The sequence below is a fragment of the Faecalibacterium sp. BIOML-A4 genome (assembly GCF_009679665.1).
Classification (GTDB): Bacteria; Bacillota; Clostridia; order Oscillospirales; family Ruminococcaceae; genus Faecalibacterium; species Faecalibacterium taiwanense.
Genome location: NZ_WKZG01000003.1, coordinates 103,227 through 119,785 on the forward strand (window position 1 = coordinate 103,227; position 16,559 = coordinate 119,785).

The following is a 16,559-nucleotide window of genomic DNA, read 5'->3' on the forward strand; positions in this document are numbered from 1 at the left end:
GGCTTACGCCGTGCCAGCTCCCCCGAAAGGGGGAGCTTTTTCTGCTGGCGGAAAGTACCGCGTTCGATGGAAAGCATCGGCTTGCCCATTTTCCCGCATAAAGCTCCCCCTTCGGGGGAGCTGCCGCCGCCAGGCGACTGAGAGGGTTTTCTTTCTTACTGCTTCTCTGCCAGTGCCTTCAGGGCGCGCAGGCCGATATCGCTGCGCTTGTGCAGCTTTTCAAAGCTGATCTTCTCTGCCGCCTCATAGGCATGGCTCAGCGCATTGGTCAGGCGCGGGCCGGTGGCGGTGACACCCAGCACACGGCCGCCGGCCGTGACAAGGGCGCCGTCCTCGGTGATGGCGGTGCCGGAGTGGTAGACCGTCACATTCTCCTCGCCGGGCAGCTGGCCGTCCACAAGGCCTGTGATGGGCTTGCCCTTCTCGTAAGCCACCGGGTAGCCGCCGGAAGCCAGAATGACGCAGGCGGCAGCACCGTCCGAGAACTTGACCTCCTCGTTTTCCAGCGTGCCGTTGGTGCAGGCCTGCATGATGCGCAGCAGGTCGCCTTCCAGCAGGGGCAGCACCACCTGCGTTTCCGGGTCACCAAAGCGGCAGTTGTACTCGATGACCTTCGGGCCGTCCGGAGTGAGCATCAGGCCGAAGTAGAGGCAGCCCTTGAAGGGGCAGCCCTCGGCGTTCATGGCCTTGATGGTGGGCAGGAAAATTTTCTCCATGCACTCAGCGGCCACTTCCGGGGTGTAGTAGGGGTTGGGAGCAATGGTGCCCATGCCGCCGGTGTTCAGGCCGGTGTCGTGGTCGTTGGCACGCTTGTGGTCCATGCTGGACACCATGGGCTTGACCACCTTGCCGTCCGTAAAGCTCAGCACACTGACCTCGGGGCCGGTGAGGAATTCCTCCACCACCACATGGTTGCCGGATGCGCCGAATTTCTTATCCAGCATGATCTCCTTCACGCCGTCCGCAGCCTGCTGCTCGTTTTCGCAGATCAGCACGCCCTTGCCCAGTGCCAGACCGTCGGCCTTGATGACCACCGGGTACTTGCCCTCGGCCTTGATGTACTCCATGACCTTGGCGGGGTCGTCAAAGGTCTCGTACTTTGCGGTGGGGATGCCGTATTTCTTCATCAGGTCCTTGGAGAACACCTTGGAGGCCTCGATGCGGGCAGCGGCCTTATCCGGGCCAAAGGCCGGGATGCCCACTGCTGCCAGCGCATCCACCATGCCCAGAGCCAGCGGGTCGTCCTGCGCCACCACAACGTAATCGAACTTTTCTTCTACGGCAAAGCCCACCATGGTGTCCACATCGGTAGACTTGATGTTTTTGCACTTTGCGTCATAGCTGATGCCGCCGTTGCCGGGTGCGCACCAGATCTCGCCGCAGTCAGGGCTCTTTTTCAGTGCCTTGATGATGGCGTGCTCGCGGCCACCGCCGCCGACAACCAGAATTTTTTTCTTCATAATTGCACCTTCTCTATGCATCGGCACGGCGGAAGTTTCTCCGAGGACCGTCCGCTGGGGTTGGACCCTGCCGCCGCAGGCCGCAGGGCGGGCGATGGAATGGCCCGATTCGTGTCCGAGGAGGAAGCTTCCGCTGTGCCGTACTATCAGTGATGGAACAGCCGCAGGCCGCAGAAGGCCATTGCGATGCCGTACTTGTTGCAGGTGTCAATGACCTGCTGGTCGCGGATGGAGCCGCCGGGCTGCACGATGGCGGTCACGCCGGAGCGGCGGGCACGCTCAATGTTGTCTCCGAAGGGGAAGAAGGCATCCGAGCCAAGGCACACGCCGTTCACCTTGCTGAGATATTCCTTCTTTTCCTCAGCGGTCAGCGGGGCGGGCTGCTCGGTAAAGGTCTCGGCCCACACATCGTCGCCAATCACATCCTCGGGCGTATCGCCGATGTAAACATCAATGGCGTTGTCACGGTTAGGCTTTGCCACATCGTCGCGGAAGGGCAGGTTGAGCACCTTATCCATGTGGCGCAGCTGCCAGTTGTCGGCCTTCTGGCCTGCCAGACGGGTGCAGTGGATGCGGCTCTGCTGGCCTGCGCCCACGCCGATGGTCTGGCCGTGGTAGGTGTAGCACACGCTGTTGGACTGAGTATACTTCAGGGTGATGAGTGCAATGACCAGATCACGCTTCTGCTCTTCGGTCACATCCTTGTTCTCGGTGACCCAGTTGTTCAGCATGGTGTCGGCGTTGATGACCAGCTCGTTGCGGCCCTGCTCAAAGGTGATGCCGTACACCTGCTTGTGCTCGATGGGAGCGGGCTTGTAGGCCGGGTCGATGGCGACTACGTTGTAGTTGCCCTTTTTCTTGCCGGACAGGATAGCCAGTGCCTCCGGCTCGTAGCCCGGGGCGATGATGCCGTCGGACACCTCGTGCTGGATCAGCTTTGCGGTGGGCACATCGCAGATGTCCGAAAGGGCGATCCAGTCGCCAAAGGAGGACATGCGGTCCGCACCGCGTGCACGGGCATAGGCATTTGCCAACGGCGACAGCTCCATATCCGGGGCAATGTGGTACATTTTGCGTTCCACATCGGTCAGGGGCAGGCCCAGAGCCGCGCCTGCCGGGGAAACGTGCTTGAAGGAAGCTGCTGCGGGCAGACCACAGGCAGCTTTCAGCTCCTTGACCAGCTGGATGGAGTTGAGGGCATCCAGAAAATTGATGTAGCCGGGCTTGCCGTTCAGCACAGTAACCGGCAGGTCAGAGCCATCTTCCATATAAATGCGGCTGGGCTTCTGGTTGGGGTTGCAGCCGTACTTCAATGCCAGTTCGTTCATTGGTGCATCCTCCTTATTTCTCTATTGTTTTAGTCCTGTTTTTCCTCTGCGTCAAGCTTTTTGAGCAGTTCCAGCTCCTCAGGCAGCAGCTCCGGCTCCTCGGGGTCGTCCAGATCGCTGCACACAGCATCGTACTTGTTAAAGATCATGTCGCCGGTCTCGCCGGAGTCCAGATCAACGACCCGGGCAAACAGGCTCACCTTGTTGTCCGGGTTCAGGCTGCTCCACAGACCCTGTGCAAAATCGCCGATGGTGCGGGGGCAGGCAAAGCGCAGCGGCTCACCCTCAAAGCTGGGGATGGGATTTCCGTTGTGCTTGTAGGTGCTGATGAAATGGCCCTCGCCTGCAACGGGCTGCGGGTAATCAAAGAAATAGCGCTGCACGCTGTCGCCATTGCCGTCCGCAGACTTGAGAATGCTCATCTGATAGCTGCCGTCGGCGTACACCACAGCGGAGATGCGGGGGGTGTAGTTGGGGCCGTCCGGCTCAAAGGTGCGGGTGCGCAGGGCATCGGCAAAGCTCTTACCCTGACTCATCAGGTCATAAATGGTATCGGTCTGGTCACCGTTGGTCACGATATGGGTCTTGCCCAGCGTCAGCACCGGATTGTAAATAATGAGGCTGGGGTCCTCCAGCTTTGCGGGGTCCGCTGCGATGGTGCAGATGCCGCCGCGCTCGGGCACGGGGTCAAACACGCGGTTGCGGCTGTTCTCGCTGCGGCCCATGATAAAGTAGCCAATGAACATCTGGCGGCCATCCGGAGCCATTGCCACAGCAATGCCGCGGCCGGGATACTCGTTGGATGCCAGATACTCGTTCAGGTTGATCTTTTCCATGTCAAATTCTCCTATTACGGAACTCCCCCAGTCGCCTGCGGCGACAGCCCCCTCGGAGAGGGAGCCTTGCCTCCCTCCTTGAGGGAGGTGGCACGCCGTCAGGCGTGACGGAAGGAGTTTTCACTCGATCTCTCCGCTGCACACCATAGCCACGGCCTTGGGCAGCAGCTTCCACTCGGCCTGCTCCATCACACGCTTCTGCAGCACCTCGGGGGTGTCGCCGGGCAGGATGTCCACGGCCTTCTGCAGCAGGATGGGCCCGCCGTCGCACTCTTCGTTCACGAAGTGGACGGTGGCACCGGTCACCTTACAACCCCGGGCCAGAGCCGCCTCATGCGGACGCAGACCGTACATGCCGGGCCCGCAGAAAGACGGGATGAGTGCCGGGTGCACATTCAGGATGCGGCGGGGATACGCTTCAATGACACTGGGCCCCAGCACGGACAGAAAGCCTGCCAGCACCACCAGATCGATGTTGTGGTCTTTCAACGTTTTCAGCAGAGCTGCGTCAAAATCCTCACTACTGGCGTAATCCTTGCGGCGCACCACGCAGCCTTCCACACCGGCCTTTGCGGCCCGTTCCAGCGCATAGACACCGGGCTTGGAGGCCACCACGAGGGTGATCCTGCCGTTGGGGTTCTCGCCTCGGGCTTCGCTGTCCAGCAGAGCCTGCAGGTTGGTGCCGCCGCCGGAGACTAAAACTGCAATGTTCAGCACAGCTCCACGCCCTCACCTTCTGCAATGACGCCCAGACGGTAAGCTTCCGGCTCGCCATTTGCGTGCAGGATGTCCAGTGCCTTGTCGGCCTGCTCTGCGGGGACGGTGAGCACCATGCCAACGCCCATGTTGAAGGTGTTGAACATATCGTGCTCGGAGATATTGCCGGTCTTCTGCATCAGCTGGAACAGAGCCGGGGTGCGGACATCTGCCTTGTTGATGCGTGCGCAGCAGCCCTTTTTCAGGCTGCGGGGAATGTTCTCGTAGAAGCCGCCGCCGGTGATGTGGGAAATGCCCTTCACATCCACCTCTTCCAGCACCTTGAGCACAGGCTTGACGTAGATCTTGGTGGGAGCCAGCAGGGCCTCGCCCAGCGTCTTGCCGCCCAGCTCTGCAGGGGCAGTGTGCAGCACATCGGGGTTTGCGTCAATGTCAAAGATCTTGCGCACCAGCGAGAAACCGTTGGAGTGCACACCGGTGGAAGGCAGGGCAAGAATCACATCACCGGCTGCCATGGTCTCGTTGCTCAGAATCTTTTCCTTATCCACGACACCCACGGTGAAGCCGGCCAGATCGTACTCCTCCTCCGGCATCATGCCCGGGTGCTCGGCAGTCTCGCCGCCCACCAGAGAGCAGTCGGCCTGCACGCAGCCCTCAGCCACACCCTTGACGATCTCGGCGATCTTCTCGGGAATGTTGCGGCCGCAGGCGATGTAATCCAGGAACACCAGCGGCTTTGCACCGGCGCAGATGACATCGTTGACGCACATTGCCACGCAGTCGATGCCGATAGTATCGTGCTTGTCCATGATCATGGCGATCTTCAGCTTGGTGCCCACGCCGTCGGTGCCGGAGATCAGCACCGGGTGCTTGTAGCCGGTGCAGTCCAGCTCAAACAGGCCACCAAAGCCGCCCAGACCGCCAATGCAGTGCTCGTTCATGGTGCGGGCCACATACTGTTTCATCAGTTCAACAGAGCGATAACCGGCGGTGATATCCACACCGGCGGCTGCATAGCTTTCAGAATAGCTTTTTTCCATGGTCTTACTCTCCTAACTTTTTCTCGTCCTTGGGACGGTCGTTCAGGTGGCGTTCGTGAATATCGGTGGAAAGCACCTCGTCCGGCTTCACGGCATATTCGCCGGTAAAGCAGGCGGTGCAGAATCCGCATTTTGCGTTCTTTGCAAGCTGGACAACATGCTCAGTGGAAAGGTAGCCCAGCGTATCGGCCCCGATCACTTCATTGATCTGCTCGACCGTGCGGCCGGTGGCCACAAGCAGCTTCTGATCCGGGATGTCAGTGCCGAAGTAGCAGGGGTACTTGAACGGCGGTGCCGACACCATAAAGTGCACCTCGGTGGCACCGGCATCCCGCAGCAGCTTGATGATGCGGGCAGAGGTGGTGCCGCGCACGATGGAATCATCCACCAGCACCACGCGCTTGCCCTTGACCGTGCTGGAAACGACGTTCAGCTTGATGCGCACGCTGTTCTCGCGCTGCTTCTGGCTGCCCTGAATGAAGGTGCGGCCAATGTATTTGTTTTTGATAAAGCCGATGCCATAGGGGATGCCGCTCTCCTGTGAGTAGCCGAGCGCTGCATCCAGACCGGAATCCGGCACGCCGATGACCACGTCCGCTTCCACGGGGTGTTCCTGTGCAAGGAACCGGCCGGCCTGCTTGCGGGCCTCGTGCACCGAGCTGCCCTCGATGATGCTGTCCGGGCGGGAAAAATAGATGAACTCGAACACGCACATCTGGGTGTCCGGTCGGCCGCAATGATCCTTGATGCTGCGCAGCTCACCGGTTTTTGCGTCTGCCACCACGATCTCGCCGGGCTCCACGTCCCGCAGCAGGGTGGCGCCAGCGGCATCCAGCGCACAGCTCTCGCTGGCAAATACGTAGCCGCCGCCGGGCAGCGTGCCGATGCACAGGGGCCGATAGCCGCGGGGGTCACGCACTGCAATGAGCTTGGTGGCCGACATGATCACCAGACTGTAGGCACCCTCCAGCACATCCATCGTCTTGCTGATGGCGGTCTCGATGCTGCCCATGCGCAGGCGGTTGCGGGTGATCAGGTAGCAGATCACCTCGGTATCGGAGGAGCCGTGGAAGATGGCACCTTCATTTTCCAGCTGGCGGCGCAGCTCGATGGCGTTGGTCAGGTTGCCGTTGTGGCACAGTGCCATGGTGCCGCGGCCATGGCGCACGATCATGGGCTGTGCATTGGCGCGCACACGGCTGCCTGCCGTGGCGTAGCGCACGTGACCGGTAGCCATGTGCGCATTGGGGTTTGCCAGACTTGCCAGCACCGCCGGGGTGAACACCTCGTTCACAAGGCCGAGGTCGCGGTGGCCGTTGATCACGCCATCATCGTTCACGGCGATGCCACAGCTCTCCTGACCACGGTGCTGCAGGGCATACAGAGCCGAGTAGGCCGCAGCGGCCACATCCTCGGTACCGGCACGGTCGTAAATGCCGAAAACGCCGCATTCTTCGTGCAGCGGATATGCAAAATCAGACATTGGTTCTCCTTTTTCGCTCTGAAACCCTCTCAGTCATTGCTCCGCAATGCCAGCTCCCCCGAGGGGGGAGCTTTTATACCGCTTTCCCGTCAGATGGCGTAAGACCTCGCCCTTCGGGAGAGGTGGCACGCCGCAGGCGTGACGGAGAGGGTCCGCGTCTTACAGCTCGTTCAGTTCGTTCTGCAATTTTTCCTCTTTGGCAGCGATCTGTGCGGCCATGGCGGTGCGCTCTGCTGCCAGCTTTTCGGCCAGAGCGTCGTCGCTCAAAGCCAGAATTTCCGCAGCCAGCCATGCGGCGTTCTTGGCACCGTTCAGAGCCACCGTTGCCACCGGGATGCCGCTGGGCATCTGCACCGTGGCAAGCAGGGCATCCATGCCGTCCATGGCACCGCCCTTCATGGGAATGCCGATCACCGGCAGGGTGGTGTTGGCAGCAAAGGCACCCGCCAGATGTGCTGCCATGCCTGCTGCGCACAGGATCACGCCGAAGCCGTTGGCACGGGCGCTTTTGGCAAACTCCGCTGCCTCGGCAGGGGTGCGGTGTGCCGAAAGGATGTGCGCCTCAAAAGGAATGTCCAGCGCTTTCAGCTGGGCACATGCGCCCTTTACCACCGGCCAATCGCTGTCAGAACCCATGATCACAGCCACTTTACGAACCATATCCAAACCTCTCTTTCTCAACCGACAAACAAAAAAGGCTGCGGTACACCCGTACCACGGCCTTTAATTCTGCGTATGCTCTCCCGACGCTTTGCACAAAGTTGCACGATGCCCCTGACATGCCCGAATGTTGTTTCGACCCATGAGACCCGGCAGCATCTTCATCATTGAAGTTCTCCTCCGCAGTTCCTTGTGCTTGCGTTTTCAGGCGGCGGAAAAGCCCTTTCTGCGGGCCGCCGTCCCTGTACTACATACAGTTTACGGCAAAAAAACATCTTTGAAAAGAGTGTTCCCACAAATTCTACCTTGTGTTTTCATGCCGTCAAAAAACTTTCAAAAGTTTTGTGCAGTTTCGACATTGTTTTTCTTTTTAAGTATGACTTATAGTTTAAGTATATTTTATGTAAATAGGATGCGTTAACTTTTTGTACAATAGACGGACTTTTTTAAAAAATAATTTTTGCTGTAATTGCCCGTGCAGCGCGGATGAGGTCCGCCGGGGCACAGCACACCTGCGTGCCGATGCGCCCGCCGGAGACATAGACCTTCTCCTGCGTCAGCACGCTCTCATCGAACACAGTCTTATACTGCTTTTTCATGCCTACCGGGCTGCAGCCACCGCGCACATAGCCGGTGACCTTGTTGATATCGGCCACATGGATCATGGCAACGCTTTTTTCGCCCACACTGCGGGCAGCGGCTTTCAGATCCAGCTCTGCTGCCACCGGAATGACGAACACAAAATAGTTTTTGCTATTGCCCTGCGTCACCAGCGTCTTATACACGCAGGCAGGGTCTTCGCCCATGCTGCCTGCCACATCCACACCTGCCACGGCAACGCCCTCTTCATGAGCGTACTCGTGGGCGGTGTAGGGCACCTTCTCGCGCTCCAGAATGCGCATGGCATTGGTTTTTGCTTCTTTTCCCATTGTAGTATTCCCCTTTATATTTAGCTGGTTCTATTCTTAAGTATGATGGCATTGGGTCAGCGTCCTCGCCCTCTCCGTCATTGCTAACGCAATGCCACCTCTCCCAAAGTGAGAGGCTTTGGCAATCCACGCAAAGTTTCCGTTTTTGCCAAGGGCTCCCCCTTTGGGGGAGCTGCTGAGCGCAAGCGAAGCTGAGAGGGCGAGCCTGCTTTTCCTTTTCCTGCCCCCATTCTACCACTTTCTTCAAAAAAATTCAAAATTCTCTTGACTTCAGTTTCCTGAAGTGATATCATAGCGTCACACACTTCAGAACCCTGAAGTTTGACACTGCAAGCTGCGGCAAAGGAGCCGGTCTCCCTCGCCGTTTCACACGATAAGGCAAAGGAGACAAAACACTATGATCATCGTACTCAAACAGAACGCACCTGAGGTACAGGTACGCGAGTTCTGCCACGAACTGCAGGATATGGGCCTGCAGATCAACGATTCCAAGGGCAGTGAGAGCCACATTCTGGGCCTGATCGGCGACACCAAGGCCGTGGCCGAGAGCTGGGTGCTGGCAAACCCGGTGGTGGAGACCTGCCGCCGCGTGACCGAGCCTTATAAGAAGGCCAACCGCAAGTTCCACCCGGACGACAGCGTGATCGATGTGGACGGCGTAAAGATCGGCGGCGGAAACTTTGCGGTCATTGCAGGCCCCTGCAGCATCGAGAGCGAGGAGCAGATCACCTACTGCGCACAGCGCGTGAAGGCTGCGGGTGCTTCCCTGCTGCGCGGCGGCGCATTCAAGCCCCGCACCTCGCCCTACTCCTTTCAGGGTATGCGCAGCGAGGGCCTCGACCTGCTCAAGCTGGCACGCCGCGCCACCGGTGCTCCCATCGTGACCGAGATCATGAACACCGAGCACCTGCCCCTGTTCGAGAATGTAGACCTCATTCAGGTGGGTGCCCGCAACATGCAGAACTTTGAGCTGCTCAAGGCCGTTGGCCGTCAGAAGAAGCCGGTGCTGCTCAAGCGCGGCCTTGCCAATACGCTGGAGGAGTTCGTGATGAGCGCCGAGTACATCATGGCTGAGGGCAACGAGAACGTCATCCTCTGCGAGCGCGGCATCCGCACCTTTGAGACCAGCATGCGCAACACCCTCGACCTTGCCGGTGTGGTAATGCTGCACAAGATGACCCACCTTCCCGTTATTGTGGACCCCAGCCATGCCTGCGGCCACGCATGGATGGTGCCGGATCTGGCAAAGGCCGCTGTTGCTGCCGGTGCCGACGGCCTGATGATCGAGGTGCACAACAACCCCGCCAAGGCAAAGTGCGATGGTGCCCAGAGCCTGACCCCCGACCAGTTCGACGAGCTGATGCAGTTCATTGGCAAGGAAGTGGAGTTCTTCGGCAAAAAGCTGAACTGATGATTTGAAAGATCCTCCGCTTCGCTCTGGATATATTCAGCGGAAAGAATATTTTTGATATTGCAAACAAGCCAGACCTGCGGGTCTGGCTTGTTTGCTTTTTCACGGGAGGGTTCGTGGATATAAACGGCATCTTCCGGTTCTGCCCCTTTTCCTGTGAAAAAAGCAACCCCGGGGCGCTTGCGGTCACCCCGGGGCTGTTACAAGAATGATCTACTTTTTCAGGAGATCAGGCTCTCTTCCTTGGCCTTATCCCAGACAAGGCAGGTTTGGAGCTTGGTCACATAGCGATAGGGGCGGAACTCGTTTTCCTTCACATCGTCCATCAGACCCTGCTCTTCCATCCAGCTGGCAGCCTGCCGCAGATGAAGGTCGGCGTCATCGATGTCGCTGAAGCTCTTCACCGTCTGCGGTTCCGGGCAGCCGGCCTTTTCCCAGATCAGGGTCGCCAGACCGGCGCGGTTGGAGGGCATGGGGACGCCGGGCATATTCAGCACGCGATAGATGCCGGTTCCGGCTTCGTAAATGCTCCACACGGCTGCACCGGTCAGCGCAACAGCCGCAATGCCGGTCACCACATCGCTGCTGCCGCCGCCGGGATTGACAGGGTCAACATTTCCATTTCCGCCCTGATACAGCGCTTCGACGGTCACGTTGCAACCGGGCATTGTAAAGGTGATGGTCTGGGGGTCGTCCCTAGCCGGAGTCCAGCCCAGTGCTTTGCCATCGTCACGCACGGCGTTCCAGCCGAGGAACTCTGCGCCCTCCTGCAGATCTGCCGTCACGGTCACATCCTTACCTTCCGGCACAACGTCGGTGGTGTCCAGCTGCTGGGCACCGGCACCGAGGTCGGCCGTCGCCTTTGCGTCCTTGGTGGAGACAGCATTGCCGTTCGCATCGGCGAGGTAGCGGTACTCCTTGCCGTCTTCGCCGCGCTTATAGCCGATGATGTAGCCGGGATTCATGCTGAAAAGTCTCAGCTCTTTCTGGTAAGGAGAGTCCTCGTTTTCCAGCGTGATATGACGGCCGACGCTTGGATCGTCGGTCAGGATCGTTGCCGTACCGGTAAAGGTCTTTTTGATTTTGATCTTCTGCCCGGCACCCAGATGGATATTGCTTTGGGTGTTGTTCTCAAAGGCCGCGTTCTTCAGGGTCACTCCGGAGCTGCCAAGATCCTTCAGAAGGATGCCGTCTTTTCCGCCCCTGATGGTGCCGCCGTTGATCTGTGTATCGCCGAAATCGCCGGTGCAGTCAATGACCGTGCCTTCCGCATTCGAGGTAGCCACCGTGCCGCCGTTCATGCGCAGGCCGCCGCGGTTTTTGATGGTGCAGTCGGCATCCGAGGTAATGGTGCCGTCGTTGATCTCCACCCGGCCCCAGTTGTTTTGGATGCAGCTGATACCCACCGACTCAAGAACGCCGTCTGTTGTGGTGCCATTATTGATTGTTAAATAACCAGAATTCACAATGCAGTTTCGTCCGGTAGTTTTGTAGTTTCCTCCATTGATTTTCAGAATCGCACCAGAACTGTTAGTAATTGCAGGAGACGACATACCTCCATCAACTTCTGTAATCACCGAAACATCCGTCAGTGTCATGTGCCCAGCATTTTGGAATACATAAGTATGGTCTGCTATCGTCTTAGTATACTTTCCGCCATTAACGACTACTGTACTGGTACCTCCAGTCGTCACAGCATATCCACTCGTCGTAGTCACGTCAACATTGTTCAGGGTAAGATGATTGTTCGTTCCAAAAAGCATGATAAAGTTTCGAAAAGGTAATATATAAGTACCCCCATTTACAACAGCATTGCTCGAATTGTAAAGATCCAGAAAATGATGTCCGCTCAGATTCACCGTGTGACCATCATTTTCAATCGTCACCAGCTTTGCATGCTCGACATCTATGAAAATCGTATTAGGCTGTGTAAAAGTGACGTCACCAGTAATGCGGATCGTCACTTCATCCGTGGTATCATCCTTGGTATCGATCTCAATACCGCCGGTATAAATTCCTTCCGGGATCTCGTAATCACCGCCCTTGGTGATTTTCATGCCTGTAGTGGGGATCGTCGTGGCCGTTTCCGCGTTTTCCTGCGCAGTTACGCCATTTTCAGGCGTACCCCCCCAGAGCAAGTGCATTGACCGGAAGGACAGATGTCATCATGCATGCCGCAAGCACTGCACTGATGAGCCGCATCTTCTGTTTTTTCATCCTCAAAACCTCTGCTTTCTGTTAAATTTCTGAGACTTATGTCTCGCATTTTTAGTATAGCACCCCTATTTTCTGCATACAATCTTCACCTGTACTGAAATTTTCCTTGTAATTTCTTCTAATTTTTGTTACCTTTGTTCGAAATTTTACGAAACTTCTCCCGGTAGTACCGCCCCCCCCCCGGCATTCCATTTTTTGCGTATTTGTGTTATACTATAGTGTATTTGCAATCCACCCTGAAATGAGGTTTTTTTATGAAAGCACATATCGCACGCAACCAGAACGCCGGTGTCCCGCTGGTTCTGGGCTGGAATCTTTCCTCCGCCGACCGCGGCAAGCTGGAAGGCATGGCTCCTGCTTTTGGCATGAAGCTGCTGCTCGTCTCCCCTGCCGATGCGGGCAAGACCGTGGCCCAGCTGCTGGGCGAGGTGGAGACCAAGGCCGCACGCACGCTGGTGCTGGAACCGGGTGCCTACCCGCCGGCAGTGGTTCTGGCAAACTTCAAGGAGAAGGATGTGGACACCCTGCTGGATCTGATGAAGCAGGCACAGATCACCATTCCGCTCAAGGCCGTTGTGACTCCCTCCAACCGCAATTGGGTGTTCGGCGATCTGCTGGCCCACCTGCAGGAGGAGCACGCCGCCTTTACCGCCGCAAAGGAGAACCACACCGTATGAAGACCCGCGCAAAACGTTTCGTCAGCGCCCTGCTGGCCGGGGTGCTCTGCCTGAGCCTGCTGGCAGGCTGTGCCTCCAAAAAGAAAGAGCTTACCCGCTATTCCACCGTTTTTTATGATGTGTTCGATACCGTAACGCAGGTGATCGCCTACTGCGAGAGCGAGGAAGAATTCAACACCCAGATGGATGCCCTGCACGCAGACCTTATTACCTATAACCAGCTGTATGATATCTACAACGATTACCCCGGCGTGACCAACGTCAAGACCATCAACGACAATGCCGGCAGCGCTCCGGTGGAGGTGGACGACCGCATCCTCTCCATGCTGGAGCTGGCCGACCAGATGTACCAGACCACCAACGGCAAGCTGAACATTGCCATGGGCAGCGTGCTGAATATCTGGCACAATTACCGCGAAGCTGCCGAAGCCGCCGAGACGGATGCCGACAACAAGCTGCCCACCATGGAAGAGCTGGAAGCAGCCGCCCAGCACTGTGATATCAACAACGTGATCATCGACGCGGATGCCAAGACCGTTTATCTGGCCGACCCGGAAATGTCGCTGGATGTGGGCAGCGTGGGCAAGGGCTACGCCGTGGAAATGGTGTGTCAGGCTGCCGAGGCCCGCGGCCTGACCAGCGCTCTGGTGAGCGTGGGCGGCAACCTGCGCGCCATTGGTGTAAAACCGGACGGCAGCCAGTGGACCGGCGGCGTGGAAAACCCGTGGAGCTCTTCGGATGTATACACTTCGGATTCCATGCTGGACGGTGCCATCAACATGAGCGATATGGCCCTTGTGACCAGCGGCGACTACCAGCGCTACTACGTGGTGGACGGCAAGCGCTACCACCACCTGATCGACCCGGACACCCTGTTCCCCGCCGCCTACTTTAACGGCGTGACCGTGCTGTGCAGCGACTCCGGCCTTGCCGACTGCCTAACCACCGGCCTGTTCTGCCAGCCGCTGGAGGACGGGATGAAGATCGTGGAAAGTCTGGACGGCGTGGAAGCCATGTGGTGCACACCGGATCAGCAGGTCATCACCTCTTCCGGCTGGGATTCCCATTTGAAAAAGTAACCATTAAAACGGCAAAAGGCCGACGCAGTGCTGCATCGGCCTTTTGCCGTTTTATCAGATGGTGAACTGCACCACACAGAATGCCGCGTAGATGCACAGCAGCGCAATGCCCTGCGGGCGGCTCAGCTTGCCCTTGAAGAGGGCGGGCAGGGTGAGCAGCAGCATCACGGCGAACATGACCGGGAACTCCAGCACCAGCGATGCATTGTGGCCGAAGAGCATGGAGTTCTGCGGAATGCTAAAGGGTGCCACCGCGGCGGAAACACCGCTCACCAGCACCAGATTGAACACGTTTGCACCAATGACATTGCCCAGCGAAAGTGCACCGTGGCCCTTTGCCAGCGAGGTGATGGCCGTTACCAGCTCCGGCAGCGAGGTGCCCAGTGCCACAAAGGTGAGCGCGATCACCGACTCCGGCACGCCCAGTGCCTGTGCGATCAGGGTACCGTTGTCCACCAGCAGGTTGGCACCCACGGCAATGAGCACAGCGCCCACGGCCAGCAGGCCCAGCTCCTTGGCAAGGGATGCATTTTCTTCCGGTTCTTCCTCTTCTTCCGGGGCGGGGGCGTTCTTCATGGCCATCACGTTGCAGATGATATACGCTACGAACATGGCCAGAAGGATCAGGCCCACCGGGCGGGAGAAGTAGCCGGTGGTGTAGGCCACACCGGCATAGAAGGCCGCTGCCACAAAGAAGAACAGCACCGGCGTGCGCAGGCTCTTGGGGTCTACCTTGCCCGGCTTCACCGCAATGGTGAGGGCCGCAATGAGCGATGCATTGCAGATGATCGAACCGATGGCGTTGCCATAGGCGATCTCGCCGTGGCCGGTAAAGGCCGAGGTGGTGGAGACCATCACCTCCGGCAGGGTGGTGCCGATGGACACCACGGTGGCGCCGATGAGCAGCTCCGGCACATGGAAGCGGCGGGCAATGCCCGTGGCACCATCCACGAACCAGTCACCGCCCTTGATGAGGCACAGCAGGCCCACGATGAACAGCAAAACAGGAATGAGCATAGTTTTCTCCTTTTGTTTTTGGCAGAGCAGCAATAAAAAAGAGGCCTTTATTACATCCTGCCCAAAAACGGGAAAGTGTAATAAAAGTCTCAAGCTTCCGGTGACACAGCGGGCATTTCTGCCGGGATGTCGCTGCGCCACAGCGCACCGTTTTTGCAAAACGAGCGCCCTTTACTCCCTTTTATCCGAAAAACATTATACCGGTTTTTGCACCAAAGTGCAAGAGGAGCGTTGAAATTTCATCCGGCCTTGGCTACTTTCTTCGCGTTGGGATAAATACGCTCCATGCGGGCATCGTCAAAATGCGCATCCAGCAGTATATCGATGCTGTTCTTGGGGCCTTCACCGCTGGTGCGGGCATCGTACCGGGCCAGCGCCAGCGCACTGGTGAGCATGTTCACCGCCATGAATACGGCCAGCAGGACGGTCATCCATGGGCGGACGCGGCTGCGCACCTTCTTCATGCCTCTGAGCACCAGCGGATAGCCGTAGCGCATCCATACCACCGCCGCAATGCCCCAGAAAAAGCAGTACAGCAGGTTGATGCGCCCGCCCAGATTGAACTTGAACTTGCTGTAGTCCCAGAACACGGTGCCGAACAGCAGCTCAGTGACGGCGCTGCACACGTATTCGTACACACCGCCCATGACGGTGCCGAAGGCGAACAGGTAGCGGTCGCTCCGGTCCTTTTCCTGACGCAGCAGCACCGTTGCCAGCACCAGCGCCAGACCCCACACCACGCTGAACGGCCCCCAGACCAGACTGGAGCGGCTCATCCAGACCCCGGCGGTCACGCGGCAGAACACCGTCTCCACCATGTCGCCCAGAAACGCGCCGATCACGAACAGCCACAGCAGGTCGGACACGCTGAGAAAGTTCTTTTCCCCCTTCCGGAGCGCAGTCTGCTCCTGCCGGGCCGCAGCCGGGTAAGCATACTGGATGCGTTTTTCAATGTAAAGCGCGATCCTGCGGCGCAGCGTATCCGACCGCTCCCCCAGTCTCTGGTTGAGCTGCTCCAGCATCGGGTGCCGGGCCGCATACTGCTGCACCAGCACCGCCGAACCGATCTGGTCCAGCACCGCCACCGTCAGCGAGACCCATACTGCCGGACGCAGCAGCCAGACCGGGATATGCGCACACAGCCGCAGCAGCACATTATTGCCCCACAGCACACTTGCCGTGCCCAGCGCACCCCACAGCAGCGAATACTGCAGGCACACATAGCCGTTCAGATTGAATTTTTTTCCGGAATAGTCCCACCACTTGCGGCGGTGCAGGCGTTCCAGCAGCTTGGCGGTGATCCATTCCATCACCGTTGCCGCCATCATACAGGCAAAGAACAGGTAGACCGGCTCGGTGCGCAGGTCGCCGAAACTCACGGCCAGCAGCACGCCGGTGGTACCGTAGATAAAGCAGAACGGGCCTGCCGCCGCACCGCGGTTGGCAAACCTTCCGCCCCGGATGGTCGCGACTACCGTCTCAGCCACCCAGCCCAGAAAGGAATATACTAGATAAATAACACCCAGAGTATAGAAGTTCAGCGTCATAAGGTTCCTTTCGCTTCTAGTTTTTTCTTACTGCATTGATTGTACCCGTTTTGGGCGCTGTGTACAAGAGCCGTGCAGAAATTTTGTCACTCTGCGACGCGGCAGGCTCTCCGGGCATCTCTGAAAAGACGAAGATCCAGCCTGTTGCTTTGTTTTCA

General features: G+C 58.2%; 15 protein-coding genes. 4 read left to right on the plus strand and 11 right to left on the minus strand.

All coding sequences use genetic code 11. The features are described from left to right. Positions 1–155: 155 nt before the first annotated feature. From purD to ybaK, 8 genes are all read right to left on the minus strand, one after another. Positions 156–1,460, minus strand: a complete 1,305-nt coding sequence (gene purD, locus GKG34_RS03250; protein ID WP_154255589.1) for a phosphoribosylamine--glycine ligase — start codon at positions 1,458–1,460, stop codon at positions 156–158. A gap of 146 nt (positions 1,461–1,606) precedes the next feature. Beyond that, positions 1,607–2,788: a phosphoribosylaminoimidazolecarboxamide formyltransferase gene (locus tag GKG34_RS03255; protein WP_154255590.1), complete on the minus strand. Its 1,182-nt coding sequence runs from the start codon at positions 2,786–2,788 to the stop codon at positions 1,607–1,609. Positions 2,789–2,817: 29 nt separating this feature from the next. Further along, positions 2,818–3,624, minus strand: a complete 807-nt coding sequence (locus GKG34_RS03260) for an IMP cyclohydrolase (RefSeq protein ID WP_005944460.1) — start codon at positions 3,622–3,624, stop codon at positions 2,818–2,820. A gap of 120 nt (positions 3,625–3,744) precedes the next feature. Further along, a complete protein-coding gene (gene purN, locus GKG34_RS03265; RefSeq protein ID WP_005944461.1) occupies positions 3,745–4,341 on the minus strand; it encodes a phosphoribosylglycinamide formyltransferase in 597 nt (198 codons plus the stop codon). Then, a complete protein-coding gene (gene purM / locus GKG34_RS03270) occupies positions 4,335–5,381 on the minus strand; it encodes a phosphoribosylformylglycinamidine cyclo-ligase (RefSeq protein WP_097775215.1) in 1,047 nt (348 codons plus the stop codon). The genes purN and purM overlap by 7 nt, the downstream gene beginning before the upstream one ends. A 4-nt stretch (positions 5,382–5,385) precedes the next feature. Beyond that, a complete protein-coding gene (gene purF / locus GKG34_RS03275) occupies positions 5,386–6,864 on the minus strand; it encodes an amidophosphoribosyltransferase (RefSeq protein ID WP_005944463.1) in 1,479 nt (492 codons plus the stop codon). Between the two features lie 159 nt (positions 6,865–7,023). After that, entirely contained in the window at positions 7,024–7,524 is a 501-nt protein-coding gene (purE, locus tag GKG34_RS03280) for a 5-(carboxyamino)imidazole ribonucleotide mutase (protein WP_005944465.1), read from the minus strand. A gap of 446 nt (positions 7,525–7,970) precedes the next feature. Beyond that, a complete protein-coding gene (gene ybaK, locus GKG34_RS03285) occupies positions 7,971–8,453 on the minus strand; it encodes a Cys-tRNA(Pro) deacylase (RefSeq protein ID WP_005944468.1) in 483 nt (160 codons plus the stop codon). A 397-nt stretch (positions 8,454–8,850) separates the two neighbouring features. On the opposite strand from ybaK, the gene aroF reads away from it, so the two are divergent. Continuing rightward, the gene (gene aroF / locus GKG34_RS03290; RefSeq protein ID WP_097775212.1) at positions 8,851–9,864 is read left to right on the plus strand and encodes a 3-deoxy-7-phosphoheptulonate synthase; all 1,014 of its coding nucleotides are present in this window, start codon (positions 8,851–8,853) and stop codon (positions 9,862–9,864) included. A 221-nt stretch (positions 9,865–10,085) separates the two neighbouring features. Here aroF and GKG34_RS16115 read toward each other — a convergent pair whose 3' ends face one another. Next, the gene (locus GKG34_RS16115) at positions 10,086–11,330 is read right to left on the minus strand and encodes a hypothetical protein (RefSeq protein WP_154255591.1); all 1,245 of its coding nucleotides are present in this window, start codon (positions 11,328–11,330) and stop codon (positions 10,086–10,088) included. Between the two features lie 372 nt (positions 11,331–11,702). Between GKG34_RS16115 and GKG34_RS03300 the strand changes: the two genes are divergently transcribed. The 3 genes from GKG34_RS03300 to GKG34_RS03310 all read left to right on the plus strand — a co-directional run bounded on the left by GKG34_RS03300 (position 11,703) and on the right by GKG34_RS03310 (position 13,837). Then, positions 11,703–12,011 (plus strand): hypothetical protein, encoded by a 309-nt coding sequence (locus GKG34_RS03300; protein ID WP_154255592.1) that lies wholly within the window; start codon positions 11,703–11,705, stop codon positions 12,009–12,011. Positions 12,012–12,335: 324 nt separating this feature from the next. Next, complete coding sequence (locus GKG34_RS03305) at positions 12,336–12,758, plus strand: DUF3783 domain-containing protein (protein WP_154255593.1); 423 nt, start codon at positions 12,336–12,338, stop codon at positions 12,756–12,758. Then, positions 12,755–13,837 carry an FAD:protein FMN transferase gene (locus GKG34_RS03310; RefSeq protein ID WP_097781580.1) on the plus strand — a complete coding sequence of 361 codons (1,083 nt, stop codon included), beginning with the start codon at positions 12,755–12,757 and terminating at the stop codon, positions 13,835–13,837. The genes GKG34_RS03305 and GKG34_RS03310 overlap by 4 nt, the downstream gene beginning before the upstream one ends. A gap of 54 nt (positions 13,838–13,891) precedes the next feature. On the opposite strand, the gene GKG34_RS03315 is transcribed toward GKG34_RS03310, so the two are convergent. Further along, entirely contained in the window at positions 13,892–14,854 is a 963-nt protein-coding gene (locus tag GKG34_RS03315; RefSeq protein ID WP_154255594.1) for a calcium/sodium antiporter, read from the minus strand. A 239-nt stretch (positions 14,855–15,093) separates the two neighbouring features. Further along, positions 15,094–16,401, minus strand: a complete 1,308-nt coding sequence (locus tag GKG34_RS03320) for a putative ABC transporter permease (RefSeq protein WP_154255595.1) — start codon at positions 16,399–16,401, stop codon at positions 15,094–15,096. Positions 16,402–16,559 lie beyond the last annotated feature (158 nt).

Coding starts and splice junctions, on each gene's coding strand:
- GKG34_RS03255 (WP_154255590.1), bottom strand. CDS start 2,788: ATGAACGAACTGGCATTGAAGTACGGCTGCAACCCCAACCAGAAGCCC.
- GKG34_RS03305 (WP_154255593.1), top strand. CDS start 12,336: ATGAAAGCACATATCGCACGCAACCAGAACGCCGGTGTCCCGCTGGTT.
- aroF (WP_097775212.1), top strand. CDS start 8,851: ATGATCATCGTACTCAAACAGAACGCACCTGAGGTACAGGTACGCGAG.
- GKG34_RS03310 (WP_097781580.1), top strand. CDS start 12,755: ATGAAGACCCGCGCAAAACGTTTCGTCAGCGCCCTGCTGGCCGGGGTG.
- ybaK (WP_005944468.1), bottom strand. CDS start 8,453: ATGGGAAAAGAAGCAAAAACCAATGCCATGCGCATTCTGGAGCGCGAG.
- GKG34_RS03320 (WP_154255595.1), bottom strand. CDS start 16,401: ATGACGCTGAACTTCTATACTCTGGGTGTTATTTATCTAGTATATTCC.
- GKG34_RS03260 (WP_005944460.1), bottom strand. CDS start 3,624: ATGGAAAAGATCAACCTGAACGAGTATCTGGCATCCAACGAGTATCCC.
- purF (WP_005944463.1), bottom strand. CDS start 6,864: ATGTCTGATTTTGCATATCCGCTGCACGAAGAATGCGGCGTTTTCGGC.
- purD (WP_154255589.1), bottom strand. CDS start 1,460: ATGAAGAAAAAAATTCTGGTTGTCGGCGGCGGTGGCCGCGAGCACGCC.
- purM (WP_097775215.1), bottom strand. CDS start 5,381: ATGGAAAAAAGCTATTCTGAAAGCTATGCAGCCGCCGGTGTGGATATC.
- purE (WP_005944465.1), bottom strand. CDS start 7,524: ATGGTTCGTAAAGTGGCTGTGATCATGGGTTCTGACAGCGATTGGCCG.
- GKG34_RS03315 (WP_154255594.1), bottom strand. CDS start 14,854: ATGCTCATTCCTGTTTTGCTGTTCATCGTGGGCCTGCTGTGCCTCATC.
- GKG34_RS03300 (WP_154255592.1), top strand. CDS start 11,703: ATGATGTCCGCTCAGATTCACCGTGTGACCATCATTTTCAATCGTCAC.